The sequence below is a fragment of the Sphaerisporangium rubeum genome (assembly GCF_014207705.1).
Taxonomy (GTDB): domain Bacteria; phylum Actinomycetota; class Actinomycetes; order Streptosporangiales; family Streptosporangiaceae; genus Sphaerisporangium; species Sphaerisporangium rubeum.
The window spans coordinates 750,176-770,197 of the sequence record NZ_JACHIU010000001.1; the positions used below are offsets into that span (position 1 = coordinate 750,176).

Below are 20,022 nucleotides of genomic sequence, written 5' to 3' on the forward strand. Positions count from 1 at the left end.
CCGGGAGGACGGCGTCGTCCGGCCCGGGGCCGCTCTTGTCAGCCGACCGGGAGGGGTTCCCGGTGGGAGGGGACGGGGTCGGGGTGGTCGTCGTCGTCCTCGTCGCCGTGCGAGAGCTGGGGGAGCCAGGTCAGCCAGCGGGGGAGGTACCAGTTCCAGTCACCGAGGAGTTTCATGGTGGCGGGGAGCAGGACGGCGCGGATGACGGTGGCGTCGATGAGGATGGCGGCGGCCAGGCCGATACCCATCTGCATGAAGGTCAGCAGGGACAAGGTGGCGAAGGTCGCGAAGACGGCGACCATGATGAGGGCCGCGCTGGTGACCACGCCGGCGGTGCTGCGGATGCCGAACGCCACGGCGTCCTCGGTGCGCATGCCGCGGTCGTACGCCTCACGGATGCGGCTGAGGATGAAGACGTGGTAGTCCATCGACAGGCCGAACAGGATGACGAAGAGGAACAGCGGCAGCCAGTCGGTGATGGCGCCGGTCGAGGTGAAGCCGAGCAGCCCTTCGCCGTAGCCGCGCTGGAAGACCAGCACCAGCACGCCGTACGCCGCCGCGACCGACAGCAGGTTCAGCAGGATCGCCTTGACGGCCACCACCAGGGAGCGGAACGACACCAGCAGCAGCAGGAAGGCCAGCAGCAGGACGAAGCCGAACACCAGCGGCATCGACCTGGCGAGTTGCCGGTTGAAGTCCATGGATCCGGCGACCTCGCCGGTGACGTGGACCTCGCCGGCGCCGGTCAGTGTCGCGGGGATGACCTTCTCGCGCAGTGTGCGGACGGCCTGTTCGGCGGTCGCGCCTTCACCCTTGATGCCGATGCTGATGCGGGCCACCGTCTTGTCGGGGTTGACCTCCACGTTGAACGGCTCGTTGGCCTGGCCGGTGGCCATCGCACGGTCCTTGAAGGCCGCGATGGAGCTCTTCACCTCAGGAGTCGTCACGTCCGCCGCCTTGAGCACGACGACCGCCGGAGCGTTGCCGCCGGGGAACGCCGCGTCGATCCGCTTGAACGTGTCGGCGATGGCGTAGTTCCCCTGCAGGTCGTCGATGGTCTGCGGGCCGGTGCGCAGCCCGAAGGCCGGGATGGCGAGCGCGAGCAGCAGGCCGCCGGCGATCACCACGGACACCAGCGGGTGGCGCAGCACCGGGGTCAGCACGGCGGTCCACAGGCGGCCCTCGCCGCCGCGGCCGAGGCGGCGCTCCCAGGTGACCCGGCCCCGCGTGACCGCGCGCACGGTGCCGTGGATCAGCCTGGCGTTGATCTTGTCGCCGATCAGGGACAGCAGCGCGGGGAGCACGGTGAGCGAGCCCACCATGGCCACCAGCACCACGAGGATCGTCCCTTCGGCGAAACCCATGAAGACCCCGTTGCCGGTGAGGAACATGCCGGCCATCGCGACGATCACCGTGATCCCCGAGATCAGCACCGCGCGTCCCGACGTGGCCGCCGCGATCTCGATGGCCCGCCGCTTGTCCCGGCCCTTGGCGCGCTCCTCGCGTTCCCTGCGGATGTAGAACAACGAGTAGTCCACACCGACCGCGAGACCGATCAGCAGCATGAGGTTCGGCGTGGCCGCGTCCACGTGCAGCAACTGGCTGGTCAGCGCCAGCAGCCCCGTGGCGGCGACGATGGCCGTCATGGCGAGCGCCAGCGGCACCAGCGCCGCGAGCAGCGCGCCGAACGCCGCGAGCAGGATGCCGAACGTGAGAGGAAGCGAGAGCTGCTCGGCCCGCACGAAGTCCTTGTCGATGGCCTCCCCGATGAGCTTGTCCGCGCTCGCCCCACCGGCCTGTTCGATCCGCAGCTCGGGGAAGCTCTTCCCGACCCCCGCGACCGCGTCCAACACCGGTTTCACCCGGTCCCCCGCGGTCTTGGCCTCACCCTTCATGTCGAACTGCACAAGCGTGGTGTGCTTGTCCGGCGTCACCGGCGACGGCGGGTCGTCGTACGGCGTCCGCACATTGGTGACCTGCCCCGTGGCGGTCACCGCGTCCTTCACCTTCGTGACGGCCGCACGGAACCGCGCGTCGGTCACCACCGGCCCCCCACCGGCCGACTGCACCAGCACGACCTCACCCGCGACGTCAGGGAACCGCGCACCGTCGAGGATCCGCCCCGCCTCCCGCGAGTCCCCGTTCGCGCTCTCGTACCCCTTCATCTGCGCCGTGCCGACCGCACCTCCCACAACGGTCGCCACCGCCACGAACGCCACCCAGATCAAGATCGCCGACCACCGGTGCCTGGCACTCCACCCACCGACGGTGGCGGCCAGATTTCTCCGCCGTCTCATTGTCTTCCCCCAGCTCAGTTTTTTCTTCGAAGGTAGAAGCGCCGAATGGGGGATACATCAGCCGCGAATGGCAATTCACAGGTACTGCCTCAGGGGTAGCCCCGCCACGAACCGTCCACCTGAAGACGTACGGGACCCTCCCTAGGGGGAGACGGCGATACCGTCGGACCATGACCCATCTGCCGGCCGACGTCTTCTACGCGCGCCTCAACAAGAACGTCGCCGCCGCAGGCGCACTCATCACCGACCCCGAGGGCCGCGTACTCCTCGTGAAGCCCAACTACCGCGACCACTGGGGCTGGCCCGGCGGCCACGTGGACGAACACGAAACCCCCGACCAGGCCTGCGCACGCGAGGTCACCGAGGAGGTCGGCCTCACCCTCCCCGTAGGCCGCCTGCTCGTCGTCCACTGGGTCGCGCCGTACGACGACCGCCCCATCCCGCTCATCCACTTCCTGTTCGACTGCGGCCAGATCCCGACCGGCGAACAGATCATCCTCCAGGAGGAGGAACTGGACGAGTACCGCTTCTTCCCCCCTGCCGAGGCGGCCGACCTTTTGCCGGCCCACCTCGCCAGGCGCCTCCTCGCGTCCCTGACCGCGAGGAGCCAGGGGACCACGATCTACCTCACCTGAGGCTCCAGCGAAGTCATTCGATTACTCGGCGTATGGCCTCGGCCGGTGGTACTGATGCACAGAGATTCAGGCAGCCTCACCGGTGACGACTGTAATGGCGGGGCGAGTGACCGGGCCGCCAGGCGGTGAGCAAAGATGACAAGGCAAGTGAGAGGAGGTGTGCGACGTGGACGACCTCAGAACCAGCACCGGTCTGCTCAATCAGAGCGACGCCGCCCGCTTCCTCGGGATCCCGCAGCAGACGTTCCACCACTGGGCTCGTGGCTACCAGCAAGGCGAGCCGCTGCTGCATGTGCTGCCGAAGCAGGTGGAGCGCCAGGCCAGCGTCCCGTTCGCCGCGATGGCGGAGGCCCATGTCCTGAAGGCCCTACGGGAGGCGGGGGTGAAGCCCCACAAGATCCGCCCTGCTCTCAGGAAGCTCCAGCAGGAGTTCGGCACGGAGTACGTCCTTCTTGCCCCGGAACTGGCCACCGATGGCATCGACGTCCTGTGGGACTACTCGCGGACACGCGCCGGTGCGGGCCTGATCGAGGCCCGGACGGGTCAGGGAGTGATCAGAGAGATCGTCACGGACTACCTGCAGTACGTGATCCGCGACAAGGACGGCTTTCCCGCCGTTCTCCGGCTGGACCGGTGCCTGCCATCCGAAGTCGTGGTGGATCCGCACAAACTCTTCGGCCAACCGTACTTCGCCGGCACGCGAACCCGTGTCGCCGAGGCCGCCGCCATGATGAAGGCCGAGGAGAAGCCCGAGGTGATCGCCGATGAGCTCGGCATCACCGTCGCCGACGTCCGCATCGCCGCTCGCGTCCTCCTGGGCCACGCCGCCTGAGTTCTACCTGGACGAGAACAGCGTCACCCGCCGGGTCCGGAGGTTCCTCGTCGGCCTGGGCTACAAGGTCCATACTCCCGCCGAGTTGCACGGCAGCCGAGACGACGCTCTCGGCGTGAACGACGAGGTCTGGCTGCCGCTGGTCGGCCGGCGAGGCTGGATCGTGATCGCGACCGACATCCGTATCTTCGAGCGGGAACATGAGTATCAGGCGTACCTGAAGGCGCGCGTTCATGTCTTCCTGTTGCCCGCGGAGTCCAAGGTCGCCGAACGAGTCGACTTGGTCGACCGGAACCTCGCGATCATGTGCGGCCATGCGAGCCGGCGTGGGCCTGGAGTGTGGAGGCTCACCCCGAGAGGGCCGGAGCCATATGAGCCGCCCGCCGCCAGGAAAAGGGGGCGGCGGTCCTGATGCCGAGCCGTGCGAGGCGCTGGTTGGCCGCGTCCTCGCACGGCTCCTCGGCCGAGGTCAGGGGGTGTAGACGTTCGGCCGTGGGGGTTCGGACATGTTGTTGCCGATGAAGAAGCTGGGGTGGGGGGGCTGGTTGTAGGCGGTGTTCTGCCAGGCGATGGCTACTCGGTATTGGGGGTCGTGCATGAGGGTGGTGATGCGGCGGTCGGTGGTTGTGGTGGTGGAGTAGACGCGCAGAGCGCGGTTGTCCGAGGTGGGCCAGACGACCTCTTCGCGCCAGTCTCCGAGGAGGTCCGCCGAGAGGCTGGGGGTGGCTTTCGTGCCGTTGTTGCTGTGGACGCCTGAGGCGGTGAGGAGGCGGGTGTCGCCGCTCGGGGTGTACTTGGCGATGTAGGTCTGGTCGAGGAGTTCTCTGACGGGGTCGCCGTCCCACCAGATGAGGAAGTTGGTGGAGCCCGGTTTGTTGCCCACGTTGCGGCCTCGGGTGTCCAGGAGGCCGGTGGCGGCGGCGGACCAGGATTCGGCGCCGGGGCTGCCTGACCAGATGTCGCCGGAGACGCCTCGGCCGTTGTCGCCGTTGGCGGGGGTGGTCCAGATCATCTGGCCGGTGCGTGCGTCGGCCATCCAGGAGCTGGGTTTGCTGCCGTCCTCGTCGACCTTGAAGACCTCGAGGCCGGCGCGGGACGGGTCGAGGTCGCCGACGTGCATGGCGTCGCCGTGGCCGTTGCCGGTGTTCCACAGGCCGCGGCCGGTGTCGTCGAGGCACATGGCGCCGTACACGATCTCGTCGCGGCCGTCGGCGTCGACGTCGGCCACCGACAGGTTGTGGTTGCCTTGGCCGGCGTAGCCGCTGTTGCCTGAGGAGTTGGAGTCGAAGCCCCAGCGCCTGGTCAGCGAACCGTTCCTGAAGTCCCAGGCCACGATGACGGTGCGGGTGTAGTAGCCGCGGGCCATCACGAGGCTCGGACGGCGGCCGTCCAGGTAGGCGGTGGCGGCGAGGAAGCGGTCCACGCGGTTGCCGTAGTTGTCGCCCCAGGACGAGACGGTGCCGCGCGCCGGGTCGTAGTTCACCGTGGACATGGCGGCGCCGGTCTGGCCGTTGAACATGGTGAGGTACTCGGGGCCGGACAGCACGTAGCCGGAGGAGTTGCGGTAGTCGGCCGACGAGCTGCCGATGACGCGGCCGGTGCCGTCCACGGTGCCGTCGGCGGTCTTCATGGCGACCTCGGCGCGGCCGTCGCCGTCGTAGTCGTACACCTGGAACTGGGTGTAGTGCGCGCCGGCCCTGATGTTGCGGCCGAGGTCGACGCGCCACAGCCGCGTGCCGTTCAGCCGGTAGGCGTCCACGTACACGTTGCCGGTGTAGCCGGACTGCGAGTTGTCCTTGGCGTTGGAGGGGTCCCATTTGAGGATGAACTCGTACCGGCCGTCGCCGTCGAGGTCGCCTACGCTCGCGTCGTTGGCGCTGTAGGTGTAGGCCACGCCGTCGGGTGAGGTGCCGCCGCCGGGGGGCTGGATCGGCACGTCGAGGTAGGTGCCGCCGGTGAAGCGCAGCGACGACTCCGAAGCGGACTGCTCGGCGCCGTTCACGACCGGCCGCACGGTGTACGACGCGTCGGCGGCGGCGCCGTTGTCCAGGTAGCTCGTGGCGCCGGTGAGCGGGGAGGAGTTGACCTTGGTGGTGCCGCGGTAGAGGTTGAAGCCGACGCCTGCGGGGTCGGTGCCGAGCACCCGCCACGAGACGAGGTTGCCGCTGCCGGAGCGCACGCTGATCAGGCCGCGGTCCAGCCGCTCGACCTGGCGGCCGTTGCTCGGGGTCGGCGTCGGCGTCGGTGTGGGGGTCGGCGTCGGGGTCGGGGTGACCGTGGGGGTGACGGTCGGCGTCACGGTGGGGGTGACCGTCGGGGTCGGTGTGGGGGTGGCGGTGGGGCCGGTGCCGCCGGTGCAGGTGACGCCGTTCAGGGTGAACGACGTGGGGATCGGGTTGCTGGAGTTGTTCCAGGAGGCGTTGAAGCCGAACGACACGTTGCCGCCGTTCGGGATGGACGCGTTGTAGCCGGCGTCGGCGGCGGTCACCTGCGCGCCGCTCTGCGTGACGGTGGCGTTCCACGCCTGCGTGACCTGCTGGCCGGCGCCGAAGCTCCACCCGAGGCGCCACCCGTTCACCGGGTCGCCGAGGTTGTTGATGGTCACGTTGGCGCCGAAACCGCCACCCCACTGGGAGGAGATGGCGTAGTTCACCTCGCAGGCCACCGCGGCCGCGTCGGCGGTGAGCGACGTCACCGTGGCGGCGAGAGCGGCGGCGGAGGCGACGGCGACGGCCGCCGCTCGACGGACGGGGGACCTCGCGCGCATGGCGGTCCTTTCCGCGGCGTAATCGAAACGCGTCGATCGGAGGGAGCCGGAAAGGACGGCACTGTCTTCCAGCCGGGTGGATCCGCGCGAAACATAAACGAAACCCTGGTACGGCGCCATGGACCGCCGCACGCCACGGCGCGGGCCTCGCGGTTCACCTGGAGTGATCGCGAGGCCGCGCACCTGCGGGAACTGAAATTTACAGCGGCCGTTCAGCGGGCTGAACGGGTGCGGTGGCCAGGACGCGTGGCACGGTCAGGAGGCGGGACGGGTCGCGAGGAGTTGTTGTTCGAACCACGCGATGGTGCGCCGCAGGCCGCTGGTGACGTCGACCTGCGGTGTCCAGCCGAGGCGGGCCGCCGCCAGCGCGGTGTCGGGACGCCGTACCTCCGGGTCGTCCACCGGCCGGTCCACGAACTTGACGGACGAGTCCGACCCGGTGAGACGCCGGATCGTCTCGGCCAGGGTCAGCATCGACAGCTCGGCCGGGTTGCCGATGTTCACGGGGCCGGCGAAGTCGCTCGCGGCGAGCGCCAGGACGCCGCGCACCGTGTCGTCCACGTAGCAGATGGACCTGGTCTGCGTGCCGTCGCCGGTGACGGTGAGCGGTTCCCCGTAAATGGCCTGCCGGACGAACGTCGGGATGGCCCGGCCGTCGTGGGGCCGCATCCGGGGGCCGTAGGTGTTGAAGATGCGCACGATCGCGGTGTCCACGCCGTGCGAGTTGCGGTACGCCGTGGTCAGCGACTCGGCGAACCGCTTGGCCTCGTCGTACACGCTGCGCGGCCCGACGGGGTTGACGTTCCCCCAGTACGTCTCCCGCTGCGGGTGTTCGAGCGGGTCGCCGTACACCTCGCTCGTGGACGCCAGCACGAACCGCGCGCCTTTCTCCTTGGCGAGCCCGAGCGCGTGCAGCGTGCCGATGCTGCCGACCTTGAGCGTGGCGATGGGGTGGCGCAGGTAGTCGGCAGGGGAGGCGGCCGAGGCGAAGTGCAGCACCAGGTCCACCGGGCCCGGCACGTGGACGTACCCGGTGAGGTCGCACTCCACCAGCCGGAACCCCGGCCGGCCGAGCAGGTGCTCGACGTTGCCGGGTGACCCGGTGAGGAAGTTGTCCATGCAGATGACGGACGCGCCTTCGCCGAGCAGCCGTTCGCACAGGTGCGACCCGATGAACCCGGCGCCGCCGGTCACCAGGACCCGCCGCGCGGCCACCGCGATCCCGTCCAGGTCGTGCCTCACGGCCAGGACGTCTCTGTGCCGGGACACATCACCAGCTCGCGGACCTCGCACCCCGGCGGCTGGCCGAGCGCGAACACCACGGCCGCCGCGACGTCCTCGGGCTGGTTGAGCCCGGCGCCTGGACCCGGCCGGTACTTCTCGTCGCGGCCGTCGAAGAAACCGGTCCGCATGCCACCCGGCACCAGCAGCGTCACCCCGATCCGGCCCGCCGTCTCGGCGGCGAGGGCCCGGGTGAAGCCGACGACCCCCGCCTTGGCCGCGCAGTACGCGGTGGCGTCGCCGACCGCGCGCAGCCCGAGCGTCGAGGCGACCGTCACGACCCGGCCGCCGTCCAGGTACGGCAGCGCGGCCCGTACCACGGACACGGTGCCGAGCAGGTTGACCCGCACGACGCGTTCCCACTCCTCGGCCGGCACCTGGTCCAGCGGTCCGCACCGGTCGATCCCGGCGGCGGTCACCACGCCGTCCAGCCCGCCGGCGCGTGCCGCCAGCTCATGCACCGCGAGCTCCACCTGCTCGCGGTCGCCGACGTCCGCGACGACGTGGTCCGCGCCGTTGTCGGCAGGGACGAGGTCGATGACCAGCGGCCGTCCGCCGGCCTTGACGACGGCGGTCGCGGTGGCCCTGCCGAGGCCGGCCGCACCGCCGGTGATCAGCACGTTCCCGATCATCCGCATGCTCCTTCAGGTAGGTGGGGGCCGGTCGGACAGCCGTGAGAGTCACATCACCGCCTGAGCGGCGGCGATGAGCCCGGTCGTCGAGTGGCCGGGGACGGTCGGCAGCACCACGACGTCTCCTCCGCAGCGGCGTACGGCCTCCGCCTCCGGCAGTTCCAGGCCCGTGTAGTCGCCGCCTTTGACCCACACGTCCGGACGAAGCGTCTCGATCAGGACGTTCGGCGTGTCCTCGGTGAACACCGCGACGCCGTCCACGCAGCCGAGGGCCCGCAGGATCTCCACCCGGTCCCGTTCGGCCACCACCGGCCGGCCGGGGCCCTTGAGCCGGCGCACCGACTCGTCGGAGTTGACGCACACGATGAGCGCGTCGCCGAGGGCCCGTGCCTGGCGCAGCAGACTGACGTGGCCGGCGTGCAGCAGGTCGAAGCATCCGCCGGTCGCGACCAGCGTGCCGCCGGAGGCGCGGGTCAGCGCGGCCAGCTCCGGCGCCGTACGCGGCAGGTCAGGCGCCGCCGGTTCCGGCAGGCGGATCGCGGCCGCGCCGCCGGCCCGCACGAAACGGGTCGCCTCGGCGACGGCCTCACGCACCGCCTCCTCGGCGTCGGCGCCGTCGCGCAGCGCCACCACCGCGGCGGCGGCGAACCGGTCGCCGGCGCCGCACGTGTCGAACCCGGTGGCGGGGGAGGGGGACGGCACGCGGACGGTGTGACCCCGGTCGGTGGCGAGCACCGCGCCGTGGCCGCCGAGCGTGACCGCCACCGCCGCCGCGTGCAGCTCGCGGGCCAGTCCGCGCGCCGCCAGCTCCGGCAGGGGGTACGGCCGTGCGCACAGCTCACCGGCCTCCCTCTCGGTCGGGGTGACCAGCGCGCAGCCCGGCACCGGCAGCGACCCGGCGGGGTGCGGGTCCCACACCAGCGGCATGGTCAGGCATCCGAGCAGTTCACGCACGGCTTCGACGGTGCCTCTGCCGTAGTCCGACACCAGCACCGCGCCGGCGTTCCGCAGCGCACGCGCGGCCCGGCCGCCTTCGGGGCCGCACCACGCCTTGCCGTCCCCGGTGTCCACCCTGAGCATGGTCTGGCCTCTGGCGCGCACCCGCGTCTTGCGTGCGGTGGCGCCGCGCAGGGGGAGCCGTACGACCTCGGCGAACTGCGCCAGCAGGCCACGCAGGCACCGGCCCGCGGTGTCCTCACCGAGCGCCGTGATCAGCACGACCTCCGCGCCGGCGCGGGCCGCGAGCAGCGCCGCGAGGCCGGCCCCGCCGGGCCGCCGCCGCTCGGTCAGCCCGCGCACCACCGGCACGGGAGCGTCGGGGCACAGCCGCTCGGCGTCCCCTTCGACGTCCACGTCGAGCAGCGAGTCCCCCACCACGACGATCGGCCCGCTCACGGCTCCTCCTCGCTCACGCCACCGACTCCTCGATCACGTCGCACAGCATGTGGATCATGGCGAGGTGGACCTCCTGGACGGTGGCGGTGTCGCGGGACGGCACCGCCACCGCCTCGTCGCACAGCGAGGCCAGCGGGTTCGGCGCCTTCCCGGTGAGGGCCCATGTCAGCAGCCCTCCGGTGCGGCCCGCCGCGGCGGCGGCGAGCACGTTGCCGCTGGACCCGCTGGTGGACAGGCAGATCAGCACGTCACCGGGCCTGCCGTGCGCGCGTACCTGCCGCGCGTAGACCTCGTCGGCGCCGAAGTCGTTGGCGATGGCCGTCGCCGTGGAGGTGTCGGCGTGCAGGGGGATCGCGGCGTACGGATCGCGGTCGGCGCGGAACCGGCCGACGAGTTCGGCGGTGAGGTGCTGCGCCTCGGCGGCCGATCCGCCGTTCCCGCAGGCCAGCAGGCGTCCGCCGCCGGCGAGTACGGCCGCGAGCTTGCGGCCCCACATGTGGATGCGCGGCGTCTCGACGCTGACCGCCGCGAGCGCTCCCCTGAGCCGCACCAGATGTGGATGCATGGGCCTCACCCCTCCGCCGTCGCGAGCCGGCCGGTGCGCTCACCGATGAGGCTCCGGTACACCGACTCGGTCCGTGCCGCGACCTGCGGCCAGCCGTACCGCGCGCGGGCCCGGCGCAGCCCCGCCTGTGCGATGGACGCGCGCCGTTCGGGGGCCGCGAGCAGGTCGCGCAGGGCCCTGGCGACGGCACGTGGCCGGCGTGGCGGCACGAGGACGCCGCAGCCGGACACCGTGTCGAGGTGGCCGCCGACGGCCGAGGCGATCACCGGCACGCCGCAGGCCATGGCCTCGACCGGCACCATGCCGAACGGCTCGTACCACGGCACGGTCACCACGACCTGCGCCGACCGCATCAGCGCCGGTACGTCGCGGCGGGGGACGGCCCCGATGAGGCGTACCCGGCCGGCGAGGCCGGACGCCGACGCGAGGGACCGCAGCCGCAGCCACTCGGCGTCGCCTGGTTCGCCACCGGCGACGACGAGCCGCGCGTCCGGCACCCGGGGCAGGGCCTCGATGATGGTGTCCACACCTTTGCGTGGCACGAGCCGGCCGATGCTCAGCACCAGCGCGGCGCGGCCGTCCCGCGCGGCCGGGCCGTCCGGCCGGAACAGCGTGAGGTCCACGCCGCACGGCACCACGGTGATCCGTTCCGGTGGCACCCCCATCGCGACCAGTTCGCGTATCTCGTCGGCGCAGGTCGCGATGACCGCCGCGGCCCGGCGGCCGATGTCGCGTTCCACGGCGAGCCGTTCCGGCGGGCTGGTGTCGGCGGCACCCTGCCAGCGGCGCTTGACGGTGCCGAGCGCGTGGAACGTCTGCACCACAGGCACACCGAGCCAGGTGGCGGCACGCAGCGCCGCCATGCCGCTCATCCAGAAGTGCGCGTGCGCCACGTCCGGCCGGTCCGCCGACCACCGGCGGGCCAGCCACGCGGCGAAGGCCGGCATGTGCGGCGGCAGGTCGTCCTTCGGCAGCCGCTCAGGCGGCCCGGCCGGCACGTGCTCCACCACGGCGCCAGGCGCCAGCGGCACCGGGACGTCCTGACCGGGGGCCGTCCTGCGCGTGTACACGGTCACCTCGTGGCCGAGGGCCGCCAGCGCGACGGCGAGCCCCGCGACGTGCACGTTCTGGCCACCCGCGTCCACGCCGCCGATCGCGGCCAGCGGGTCGGCGTGCTCCGACACCATGGCGATCCTCATCGCACCCCCTCCCGCAGCGCTTCGGCCGCGTCGTCCGCGTCATCCGCGTCGACGAGCGCCGGTGCGGTCGCGTGGCGCAGCGCGCCGGGGGTCGAGACCGCGATGAGCTCGCGCACCGCCGCCACCACCCGCTCCGGGGTCACCGACGACAGGCAGGGATGGCCCGCCACCGGACACACACGGACCCGGGTGCCGCGGCACGGCGCGTCCTGGTCGCCGAGCAGCGTCACCGGCACCTGGTACGGAGCCCAGCGCGCCGCCGGGACGACCGGTGCGAAAAGGCTCACCACCGGTGTGCCGACCGCCGCCGCCAGGTGCGCGGGGCCGGTGTTGGCGACGACGACCGCCGCCGCGCCTGCCAGCACCGCCGCCAGCTCGTGCAGCGTCGTCACCCCGCCGAGGTCCATGCCGTACGCTCCGGCGACCCGCGCGGTGAGGGCCTGCTCGTCGGGGTCCCCGGTGACGACGACACGCAGGCCGCCGAGCACCAGGTCCCGCACGGCGCGCGCGTGGTGATCGGCGGGCCAGGCCCGGGCCGGCGCCGACGTGCCGGGATGCGCGACCACGTACCCCGGCGGGCCGGTCAGGTGCTCCACCGGCGGCAGGGGCCGTCGTACGTCGAGCGCACCGTCGTCACCCGCGGGAAGCTCGAAGCCCGCGTCGCGGACCAGGGCCAGCATGCGCAGCGCCTCCGGGACGTCGGCGGTCTCGTCCACCAGGTGCCGCACGTCGAGCAGCGACCCGGGGTAGTCCTCGCTGACGGCGGCGATCCTCGGCACGCCGGCGAGGCGCAGCAGCAGGGCCAGCGGCAGCGACGACTGGTGGAACGACGTGAGGATCACCGCCAGGTCCGGCGCCACGTCCCGCACCATGGACAGCAGGTCGTCGGTGTGCCGCGGCGTCAGCGGCACCGGATCGGGGTCGATCCACGGCGCGCGCCACTCGATCACCTGGTCCACACCCGGCAGCAGCCCCGCGGCGGCCGTACCGTTCGGCCCGGTCAGCGCCACGACCCGCGCGGCGCGCGCCGCCACGGCCCGGATCGCCGGCCCGGCGAGCAGCACGTCACCGGCGTTGTCGAGCCGTGCCACCAGCACGGTTCCCACGGGATCCGCCGGCGATCCGCGTGTCACCGGCGCACCTGGAGCTCGCCGCGCAGGCGGTGGACGCAGGCCAGCGGGGGGATGACGACACTGGTGACGGCCATCCGCACCACCTCCTCCGGTGTACGGGGCCCCGGTGCGAGCCTGGCCCAGGCGAACTCGGCCGTCAGGCCCAGCCAGCCGGCCGAGGCCAGCAGCGCGCCACGCGCGGCCCTGCGTCCGACGTCGTCGCGGCGTGCGGCCGCCGCGGCCGCGCCGAGCACGCACGACAACACGCCGAGCGTGGTGGTGGCGGCGTGCCGGGTCAGCCGGCCGGGTGCGCCGCCGACGGCGGCCCGCCAGCCGGGGCCGTGCACGCGGCGCATCAGCGCGTCGTCGGCGTTGCCTCGCTGCGCGCGCACACTGGTCCAGAACCCGTCGTCCCGCGCCGGGTGGCACGTCACCCTGCGGCCCTTGACCAGGCGGTACCCGTGGCGCATCAGCCGCAGCGCGAGGTCGGCGTCCTCGCGGTACGCGCGGGGGAACCGCTCGTCGAACCCGCCGGCCCGCTCCAGCGCGGCCCGCCGGTACGCCATGTCGGCGGTCACCCAGACGGCCCCGGTCAGGCCGGCCGTGCCGCGTTCGGCGTCGTTCGGCCGACGGCCCTCAGGCAGCGGCACGACCAGGCGGCCCTGGCTGCCGGCGACGTCCGGCGGCAGGCCCGCCAGGTCGGCGGCGAGGTCCGCCGGCCATCCCGGTTGCGGCACCACGTCGTCGTCCAGGAACGCGACCCACAGGGTGCGGGCCGCGCGCCACCCCGCGTTGCGTGCCGCCGCGGGACCGCGGCCCCCCGTGCGCAGCACCTGCGCGTGCGCGGGGACCTTCAGTTCGGGGCAGAACCTCGGCCGGTCGTCGACCACGATGATCGGTGTCGCGGATCCGAGCGCGGCCAGTGTGCGGGCCAGGCTGCGCCGTCCGATGGTGGGGATCACGACGGTGATCACGCGGAGCACACCTCCCCGCGGCGCACCAGGTACGGCCCGAGCACGAGCAGGTCCACCGGCGCGGAGCCGAAGCATTCGAGCGCGTCGCGCGGGTCGTCCACCATGGGCCGTCCCGCCGTGTTCAGGCTGGTGTTGACCAGCACCGGCAGACCGGTGCGTGCCTCGAACTCCGTGAGCAGCCGCGCCAGCAGCGGCTCGGCCGCGCGGTCGACGGTCTGCGCGCGCGCCGTGCCGTCGACGTGCGTCACGGCCGGCAGGCGGTCGCGCCACCCGGGCCGCACGTCGTGCACGAACAGCATGTACGGGCTCGGCAGGGGGCCGCGTGCGAACACCTCGCCGGCGCGTTCGGCGAGCACCATGGGGGCCACCGGCCGGAACGGCTCGCGGCCCTTCACCGCGTTCAGCCGGTCGGTGTTCGCGGCGCGGCCGGGGTGCGCGAGCAGCGACCGGTGGCCGAGCGCGCGGGGGCCGTACTCCGACCGTCCCTGGAACCACGCGACGATCCGGTCCGCGGCGAGCTCGGCCGCGACGGCCGCCGCGAGGTCGGCGGGCCGCCGGAACGGCACGGCCGCGGTGGTCAGCCACGCGGCGAGCTCCTCGTCGGTCCACTCACGACCGAGGCCGGCCCCCGGCATCGGCGCCACCGGCTCGCTGTGCAGCCGCGCCAGGTGCAGCGCGCCGCCGAGCGCCGTCCCCGCGTCCCCGGCCGCGGGCTGCACCCAGACCTGCTCGAACGGCCCCTCGCGCAGCAGTCGCGTGTTCGCCACGCAGTTGAGCGCCACGCCGCCGGCCATCGTCAGGCACCGCTCGCCGGTGCGCTCGTGCAGCCATGCGGCCAGTTCGAGCAGCACCTCCTCCAGGCGCCGCTGCACGCCGGCCGCGAGGTCCGCCTGTCCGGCCGTCCACCGGCCGTCGCCGGTGCCTGCCTTGGCGTAAACGCTCCAGTCCACCGGCTCCACGTGGAACCCGCCGTCACCCGTGGTGTAGATCAGTTCTCGCAGCTCACCGAGGTGGCGCGGCTCGCCGTACGCCGCGAGCGCCATCACCTTGTACTCGTCGCTGGACCGCTGGAACCCCAGATGCGCCGTCACGTCCTCGTACATCAGCCCGAGCGAGTGCGGCAGTTCCTGCGCCGCCAGCACACTGAGGTCCCCGTCCCGGTACACCCCCGCGAGGTGCGACACGGCCTCCCCCCGGCCGTCGCACACCAGCACCGCCGACCGCCGGTACGGCGCCGCCAGCCCCGCCGACGCCGCGTGCGCCACGTGATGCGGCACGAACGTCACCTTGGCCCCGTCCAGGCCCGGCAACGCCGACGCGAGGAACGCCGGCGCGCGCCGCGCGTACGTCGTCCGCAGGTCCTCCCACCCCGTGTCCAGCCCCGCCGTCCCCGGCCGCACCAGCTCCGGGTCGTACGAGTACGCCACCCCGTCCAGGTCCTCGGCCCGCAGCCCCGCGCGCTGGAGACACCACGCCGCCGCCTGCTCCGGCAACTCCCACGCGGAGAAGGCCACCGGTCGCTTGCCGTGCTTACGCCGGCTGAACCTTTCCTCCTCCGCCGCCGCGACGACTTCCCCGTCCACGACCAGCGCCGCCGCGGGGTCGTGAAATATGGCATTGATCCCGAGAAACCGCATCGGCATACCTCCGTAAGGCTGCGATGGTCTGGTTACCGAGAGAAGCCGTCACCAAACGCCGCTTTGCGCATACCACGAGGTAGAAAGGCCATGAATCTTGAACTTAGTCACTGTGAGTGATCAAAGATCAGTCCAAATCCTGATTTGTCAGCAGGCGGCGCTGTGCTCGGGAACCTGGTCGATGGCCAGTGGCTGCCGGGGGTGCGGGACGGCCGGGGTGGCGGCGCGGCCGCGTTCGCGGAACAGGGTCTTGAGCACGCGCCAGCCGTCCCGGACGGCGTGCAGGTTGCTGACGCCGTGGATGCGGCTGCGCTCGTGGCTCGGCACCTCGTGGACCTTCAGCCCGGCCCGCGCGGCGCGGATGTTCATCAGGGTCTCGATCTCGAAGCCGTCGCAGTCGAGGGCCAGCGCGGGGAGGTGGCGCGACCAGAAGGCGTTGTAGCCGTAGCACAGGTCGGTGTAACGGGTGCGGTACAGGCGGTTGGCCAGGGTGGTCAGCACGCGGTTGCCGAGGGAACGGGTGGGGCTGATGTCGTCGGAGCCGGCGCCGGAGGCGTACCTGGAGCCCTTGGCGAAGTCGGCGCCTGCCACCAGCGTGGCGACGAACCGGACGATCTCGCGGCCGTCGGTGGAGCCGTCGGCGTCGATCATGACGATGATGTCGCCGGTCGCGGCGGCGAACCCCTCGATGAGCGCGTTCCCCTTGCCTCTGCGGCTCTGGGTGACGACGCGCAGGCCCGGCCGCAGGCGGCGGGCCACCGCCACCGTGTCGTCGGTGGAGTGGCCGTCCACCAGCACCACCTCGTGGATCCACGGCGGCAGGGTGGCGAACACGTGCGGCAGGTTCGCGGCCTCGTTCATGGCGGGGACGACCACGCTGACCGTCACACCGATGGCCAGGCTCTCGCTGACCGGGGTGTGGCCGGTACGACGGATGTGCTTGGTTCGCGGTACGGAGACGATCCCGTGCGGTGTCATGCGCGAAGCATGCCGCACGCCTCCTGCATGTCACTTGACGTCCCCTTGCACCCCATGATCGCCGCCACCGGCTCGCGGGACGGGTCGGCGTCCCCGACTCCGCGTGGCCAGAGGTCCCACGAGCAGGCCCGCCTCCGCACCCTTGACGCCGTGGCTACAGGTGGCGGGGCTAATCTGCGGGGCATGCGAGACTCTTCGCCGTACACCGCCGAGGACGCGCGGCCCTTCACGCCGCGGCTCGTCGGCACCGAGATCGTCGTCGTCTTCGCGGTGTCGCTCGGCGCCAGCGCGCTGCGTTCCTTGGTATCCCTGATCGGGTCGCTCACGGCCCCTCGCGAGCTCGGGGCCCAGCGCGCCGTCCTGGTCGGCACCCTGGCCCCCGGCCGGCCCTGGCTCGACCTCGCCTACCAGCTCACCGGCATCGTCATCTCCCTGGCCCCGGTCGCGCTGGTCGGCTACCTGCTCGCGCGGTCCGGCGAGTCCCTGCGCACCATCGGCGCCGACCGCCGCGAACCGGGCCGCGACCTGCTGCGCGGCGCCGCGCTCGCCGCCGTCGTCGGCGGCACCGGCCTGGTCTTCTATCTTTTCGCCTACCAGGCCGGCATCAACCTCGACGTCGTCCCCGACCGCCTCCCCGACACCTGGTGGCGCGTCCCCGTCCTGGTCCTCGCCGCCGCCGAGAACGGCGTCCTCGAGGAGGTCGTCGTCGCCGGCTATCTCCTGCACCGCCTGGACCGTCTCGGCTGGTCCCCCTGGCGCGCCGTGGCGCTGTCGGCCGTCCTGCGTGCCTCCTACCACCTGTACCAGGGCTTCGGCGGCTTCATCGGCAACCTCGCCATGGGCCTGCTCTTCGGCCGCCTGTACCAGCGCTGGGGCCGCGCGATGCCTCTGATCGTCGCACACACCTTGATCGACATCGTCGCCTTCGTCGGCTACGGCCTCCTCCGGGGCCGCGTGAGCTGGCTCCCCTGACGCCTCCCGCGCGGCTGTCAATGTAGGTTGACAGGATCATGAGTGTCAACCTACATTGACAGCAATCGATCCGGGAAGGGTGACCTCGTCATGAAGACCGCGAAACTCGACGTGCCAGGAGCACACCTCTACTACGAGATCCAAGGCTCGGGCCCCGTGCTCCTGCTCATCGCCGGCGGAAACGGCGACACGGCCGGCTTCACCGCCCTGTCCCGCCTGCTGGCCGACCGCTACACCGTGGTGGCGTACGACCCCAGGGGAAACTCCCGCAGCACCCTGACCGAGCCCCCCGGCCCCCAGACGGTGGAGACCCACGCCGAAGACGCTCACCTGCTTCTGACCGAAGTGACCGAGCACCCGGCATACGTCTTCGGCAGCAGCTCAGGAGCCCTGGTGGGCCTCGACCTGATAACCCGCCACCCCGGCCAGGTCCGCACCCTGGTGGCCCACGAGCCCCCCGCCGTCACCCTGCTGACCGACCGCGACCACTGGCTGACCTTCCTGGACGCCGTACGCGAGACCTACTTCACCCATGGCGTGGACGCCGCCGCCGCCAAGTTCGCCGGCGCGATGGGCCAGCGACCCGTCATGGAACCCCAAGGCGACCTCCCACCCCACGTCCAGGAGATCATCACCCGCATCCGCCGCAACTTCGACTTCTTCTTCGCGCACGAGGTGACCACTTTCCCCCGCTACGAACCCGACCTCCAAGCCCTCCGCACCCTCCCCCTGATCGTCGCCGGCGGCACCGCCTCCCACCACCAGATGCCGTACGAGGCCGCCACCAGCCTCGCCACCCACCTCGACCTCCCGCTCACCCCCTTCCCCGGCGACCACGTCGGCTACATCCCCCACGCCGGCGCCTTCGCCGAACGCCTGCACGAGGTGCTCGGCGGCCGGTGACGGACACATGATCATTAGTGTCGAAGACGGGTTTTATGGGGATCACACTGGCGGGCCATCGGCGTGAGGACTTCGGGAGGCGGCGCTGGGTGCTCGCGAGATCGTCGGGGTTTTCGCTGTGGCGGCGGTGCTGGTCTCTCTCGCGGGGCAGGGCGATGGGAAGGATGTGCCTGGTGGTGCGGCGCGTCCGTCGAAGCAGGCCAAGCCGTTGGACAATCCCGATGGCACGAAACGGGGGTTGTCGCCTGTCACCACGCGGTCGGATCGGGCTTCGGCGCGTGCGCTCATCGGGAGGCTGCGAGTCGGGAGGTCGGGGTCGCTGGTGGGGTACAGCCGTACGCGTTTCGGGGAGAAGTGGGCCGATGACGCGCGGGGGGTGCCTTACGCGCGCAACGGGTGCCGTACTCGGGACGACGTGCTGGCCAGGGACGGACGGGAGGTCGAGTGGCGGGACGGGTCGGGGTGTGTGGTGGTGGCCTTCCGGCTGACCGACCCCTATACCCGGCGGGACATCGTGTGGCGAAGGTCGGACGCCGATCGGGTGCAGGTGGACCATGTCGTGCCGCTCGCCTACGAGTGGCGGATGGGAGCTCGGTGGTGGCCCATGGCCAAGCGGCTGCGTATCGCCAACGATCCGCTCAACCTGCTGCCGGTGTCCCGTGAGGTCAACGTCGCGAAGGGAGGTGCGGGGCCGGCCTCGTGGTTGCCGCCGTCGCATCGAGTGCGTTGCGCGTACGTCGCACGTTTCGCGCAGGTCGCGTTGAAGTACGGGCTGCCGGTGACCGCGACGGACAAGCGGGTCATGCTGCGGCAGTGCCGCTGACCGGCCGGTCGAGCCGACGGCGGCTGGACGGTTCGCCGGGGTCGACGAGGGGGTCGCCGGGTGGGTCAGAGGCGGCGGAGGAGGGACTGTTTGGCGGTGGTGAACTCCTCCTCGGTGAGCACGCCTTCGCGGTGGAGTTCGCCGAGTTCGCGCAGACGGCGCAGGAGAGCGTCGGGGTCGTCGCCGGTGGACGGGGTGGTGGGGGGTTCGAGCGCGGCGGGGGTGGGCCGGGGAGCGTCGGCGGGGGTGGAGGGGTGGGGGAGGCGGGCCGTCATGGCGGTGAGGAGCATCGCTATGGTGCGGGTTTCCTTTTCCAGGCCCCACAGGACCAGGCAGTGGGGGTCGTGCTTGGGTGGCTGGCGGGTGTCGGGGGCACCTTTCAGGCGGAAGCGGACGAAGCCGTTCTCCAGGCCGGCCGAGGGGGTCCAGTCCACGCCGGCGACGTCGCGCAGGGAGAACTCCTGTGAGCCGGCGGAGCGTTTGCCTGACTCGGTGGCCCAGTTCCAGTTGAGGTGCACGCGTTCGCCGTCGAACGTCGCCGAGCCGTCGCCGGCGGCCGCGGTCAGGGGGACGGCGGGGCCGGGGAGCAGCCAGGAGTCGCACGGGGTGTCGGGGACCTGCTCGATGAGCAGCGAGTTGCGCACCTCGTCGGCGAAGTATTCGGCCACGCCGGTACGGCCGGCGTCCACGGCGAGCCGGTAGGGGTCGGCGGCGTCGGGGATGCGGCCCTGCGTGGCGGTCACGAACGGGTCGGCGCCGTCACGCAGCCGCAACCGCAACCTGCCTGTCCTGCGGCCGGGTTCGTACGCGATGCCGGCGATGGCGGCGAGAGGGATGGACCGCTCGCCGAGCAACTGCCGGAGTTTGTGGACGTGACGGTCCCGTGAGGGGGTCACGCGCACGGTCTCACCGTCGAACGTCCACATGCCGTCTCGTGCAAGGACCTCCGCCATACCGGGATCCTATTGTCCGTCCGCGCGCGCCGGGCTCGTGTGCGGCCCGGCGCCGGAGATCGGTGGG

18 protein-coding genes are annotated in these 20,022 nt (G+C 72.1%); 6 read left to right on the forward strand and 12 right to left on the reverse strand.

Going from position 1 to position 20,022, the window contains the following annotated elements; genetic code table 11:
• Positions 1–38 precede the first annotated feature (38 nt).
• On the reverse strand, positions 39–2,297 hold the full coding sequence (locus BJ992_RS02915; RefSeq protein WP_184978407.1) for an MMPL family transporter: 2,259 nt from the start codon (positions 2,295–2,297) through the stop codon (positions 39–41).
• 170 nt (positions 2,298–2,467) lie between these two features.
• Between BJ992_RS02915 and BJ992_RS02920 the strand changes: the two genes are divergently transcribed.
• From BJ992_RS02920 to BJ992_RS02930, 3 genes are all read left to right on the forward strand, one after another.
• On the forward strand, positions 2,468–2,932 hold the full coding sequence (locus tag BJ992_RS02920) for an NUDIX domain-containing protein (RefSeq protein WP_184978408.1): 465 nt from the start codon (positions 2,468–2,470) through the stop codon (positions 2,930–2,932).
• Between the two features lie 166 nt (positions 2,933–3,098).
• Positions 3,099–3,764 (forward strand): DUF433 domain-containing protein, encoded by a 666-nt coding sequence (locus BJ992_RS02925; protein ID WP_184978409.1) that lies wholly within the window; start codon positions 3,099–3,101, stop codon positions 3,762–3,764.
• Positions 3,697–4,176: a PIN-like domain-containing protein gene (locus BJ992_RS02930; protein ID WP_184978410.1), complete on the forward strand. Its 480-nt coding sequence runs from the start codon at positions 3,697–3,699 to the stop codon at positions 4,174–4,176. Before BJ992_RS02925 ends, BJ992_RS02930 begins: the two co-directional genes overlap by 68 nt.
• A 57-nt stretch (positions 4,177–4,233) precedes the next feature.
• Here BJ992_RS02930 and BJ992_RS02935 read toward each other — a convergent pair whose 3' ends face one another.
• The 10 genes from BJ992_RS02935 to BJ992_RS02980 form a co-directional block, all read right to left on the reverse strand.
• Positions 4,234–6,531, reverse strand: a complete 2,298-nt coding sequence (locus BJ992_RS02935; protein WP_184978411.1) for a rhamnogalacturonan lyase family protein — start codon at positions 6,529–6,531, stop codon at positions 4,234–4,236.
• Positions 6,532–6,786: 255 nt separating this feature from the next.
• Complete coding sequence (locus tag BJ992_RS02940; protein WP_343072471.1) at positions 6,787–7,773, reverse strand: UDP-glucuronic acid decarboxylase family protein; 987 nt, start codon at positions 7,771–7,773, stop codon at positions 6,787–6,789.
• The gene (locus tag BJ992_RS02945) at positions 7,770–8,450 is read right to left on the reverse strand and encodes an SDR family oxidoreductase (RefSeq protein WP_184978412.1); all 681 of its coding nucleotides are present in this window, start codon (positions 8,448–8,450) and stop codon (positions 7,770–7,772) included. The genes BJ992_RS02940 and BJ992_RS02945 overlap by 4 nt, the downstream gene beginning before the upstream one ends.
• Positions 8,451–8,492: 42 nt before the next feature.
• Positions 8,493–9,839 carry a D-glycero-beta-D-manno-heptose 1-phosphate adenylyltransferase gene (gene rfaE2 / locus BJ992_RS02950; RefSeq protein WP_184978413.1) on the reverse strand — a complete coding sequence of 449 codons (1,347 nt, stop codon included), beginning with the start codon at positions 9,837–9,839 and terminating at the stop codon, positions 8,493–8,495.
• 13 nt (positions 9,840–9,852) lie between these two features.
• A complete protein-coding gene (locus BJ992_RS02955) occupies positions 9,853–10,404 on the reverse strand; it encodes a D-sedoheptulose-7-phosphate isomerase (RefSeq protein WP_184978414.1) in 552 nt (183 codons plus the stop codon).
• 5 nt (positions 10,405–10,409) lie between these two features.
• On the reverse strand, positions 10,410–11,603 hold the full coding sequence (locus BJ992_RS02960; RefSeq protein WP_184978415.1) for a glycosyltransferase: 1,194 nt from the start codon (positions 11,601–11,603) through the stop codon (positions 10,410–10,412).
• Entirely contained in the window at positions 11,600–12,736 is a 1,137-nt protein-coding gene (locus BJ992_RS02965; protein WP_343072472.1) for a glycosyltransferase family 9 protein, read from the reverse strand. Before BJ992_RS02965 ends, BJ992_RS02960 begins: the two co-directional genes overlap by 4 nt.
• Positions 12,733–13,689: a glycosyltransferase family 2 protein gene (locus tag BJ992_RS02970; RefSeq protein WP_343072473.1), complete on the reverse strand. Its 957-nt coding sequence runs from the start codon at positions 13,687–13,689 to the stop codon at positions 12,733–12,735. Before BJ992_RS02970 ends, BJ992_RS02965 begins: the two co-directional genes overlap by 4 nt.
• Complete coding sequence (locus BJ992_RS02975) at positions 13,686–15,326, reverse strand: carbamoyltransferase family protein (RefSeq protein WP_184978417.1); 1,641 nt, start codon at positions 15,324–15,326, stop codon at positions 13,686–13,688. The genes BJ992_RS02970 and BJ992_RS02975 overlap by 4 nt, the downstream gene beginning before the upstream one ends.
• 147 nt (positions 15,327–15,473) lie before the next feature.
• Positions 15,474–16,304: a glycosyltransferase family 2 protein gene (locus BJ992_RS02980; protein WP_184978418.1), complete on the reverse strand. Its 831-nt coding sequence runs from the start codon at positions 16,302–16,304 to the stop codon at positions 15,474–15,476.
• A 183-nt stretch (positions 16,305–16,487) separates the two neighbouring features.
• Between BJ992_RS02980 and BJ992_RS02985 the strand changes: the two genes are divergently transcribed.
• The 3 genes from BJ992_RS02985 (at position 16,488) to BJ992_RS02995 (ending at position 19,002) form a co-directional block, all read left to right on the forward strand.
• Positions 16,488–17,276, forward strand: coding sequence for a CPBP family intramembrane glutamic endopeptidase (locus tag BJ992_RS02985; protein WP_184978419.1), 789 nt, complete (start codon positions 16,488–16,490; stop codon positions 17,274–17,276).
• Between the two features lie 90 nt (positions 17,277–17,366).
• Positions 17,367–18,179 carry an alpha/beta fold hydrolase gene (locus BJ992_RS02990; protein ID WP_184978420.1) on the forward strand — a complete coding sequence of 271 codons (813 nt, stop codon included), beginning with the start codon at positions 17,367–17,369 and terminating at the stop codon, positions 18,177–18,179.
• 322 nt (positions 18,180–18,501) lie between these two features.
• On the forward strand, positions 18,502–19,002 hold the full coding sequence (locus BJ992_RS02995; RefSeq protein WP_343072474.1) for an HNH endonuclease family protein: 501 nt from the start codon (positions 18,502–18,504) through the stop codon (positions 19,000–19,002).
• A 65-nt stretch (positions 19,003–19,067) separates the two neighbouring features.
• On the opposite strand, the gene BJ992_RS03000 is transcribed toward BJ992_RS02995, so the two are convergent.
• A complete protein-coding gene (locus tag BJ992_RS03000; protein ID WP_184978421.1) occupies positions 19,068–19,955 on the reverse strand; it encodes a DUF4429 domain-containing protein in 888 nt (295 codons plus the stop codon).
• Positions 19,956–20,022 lie beyond the last annotated feature (67 nt).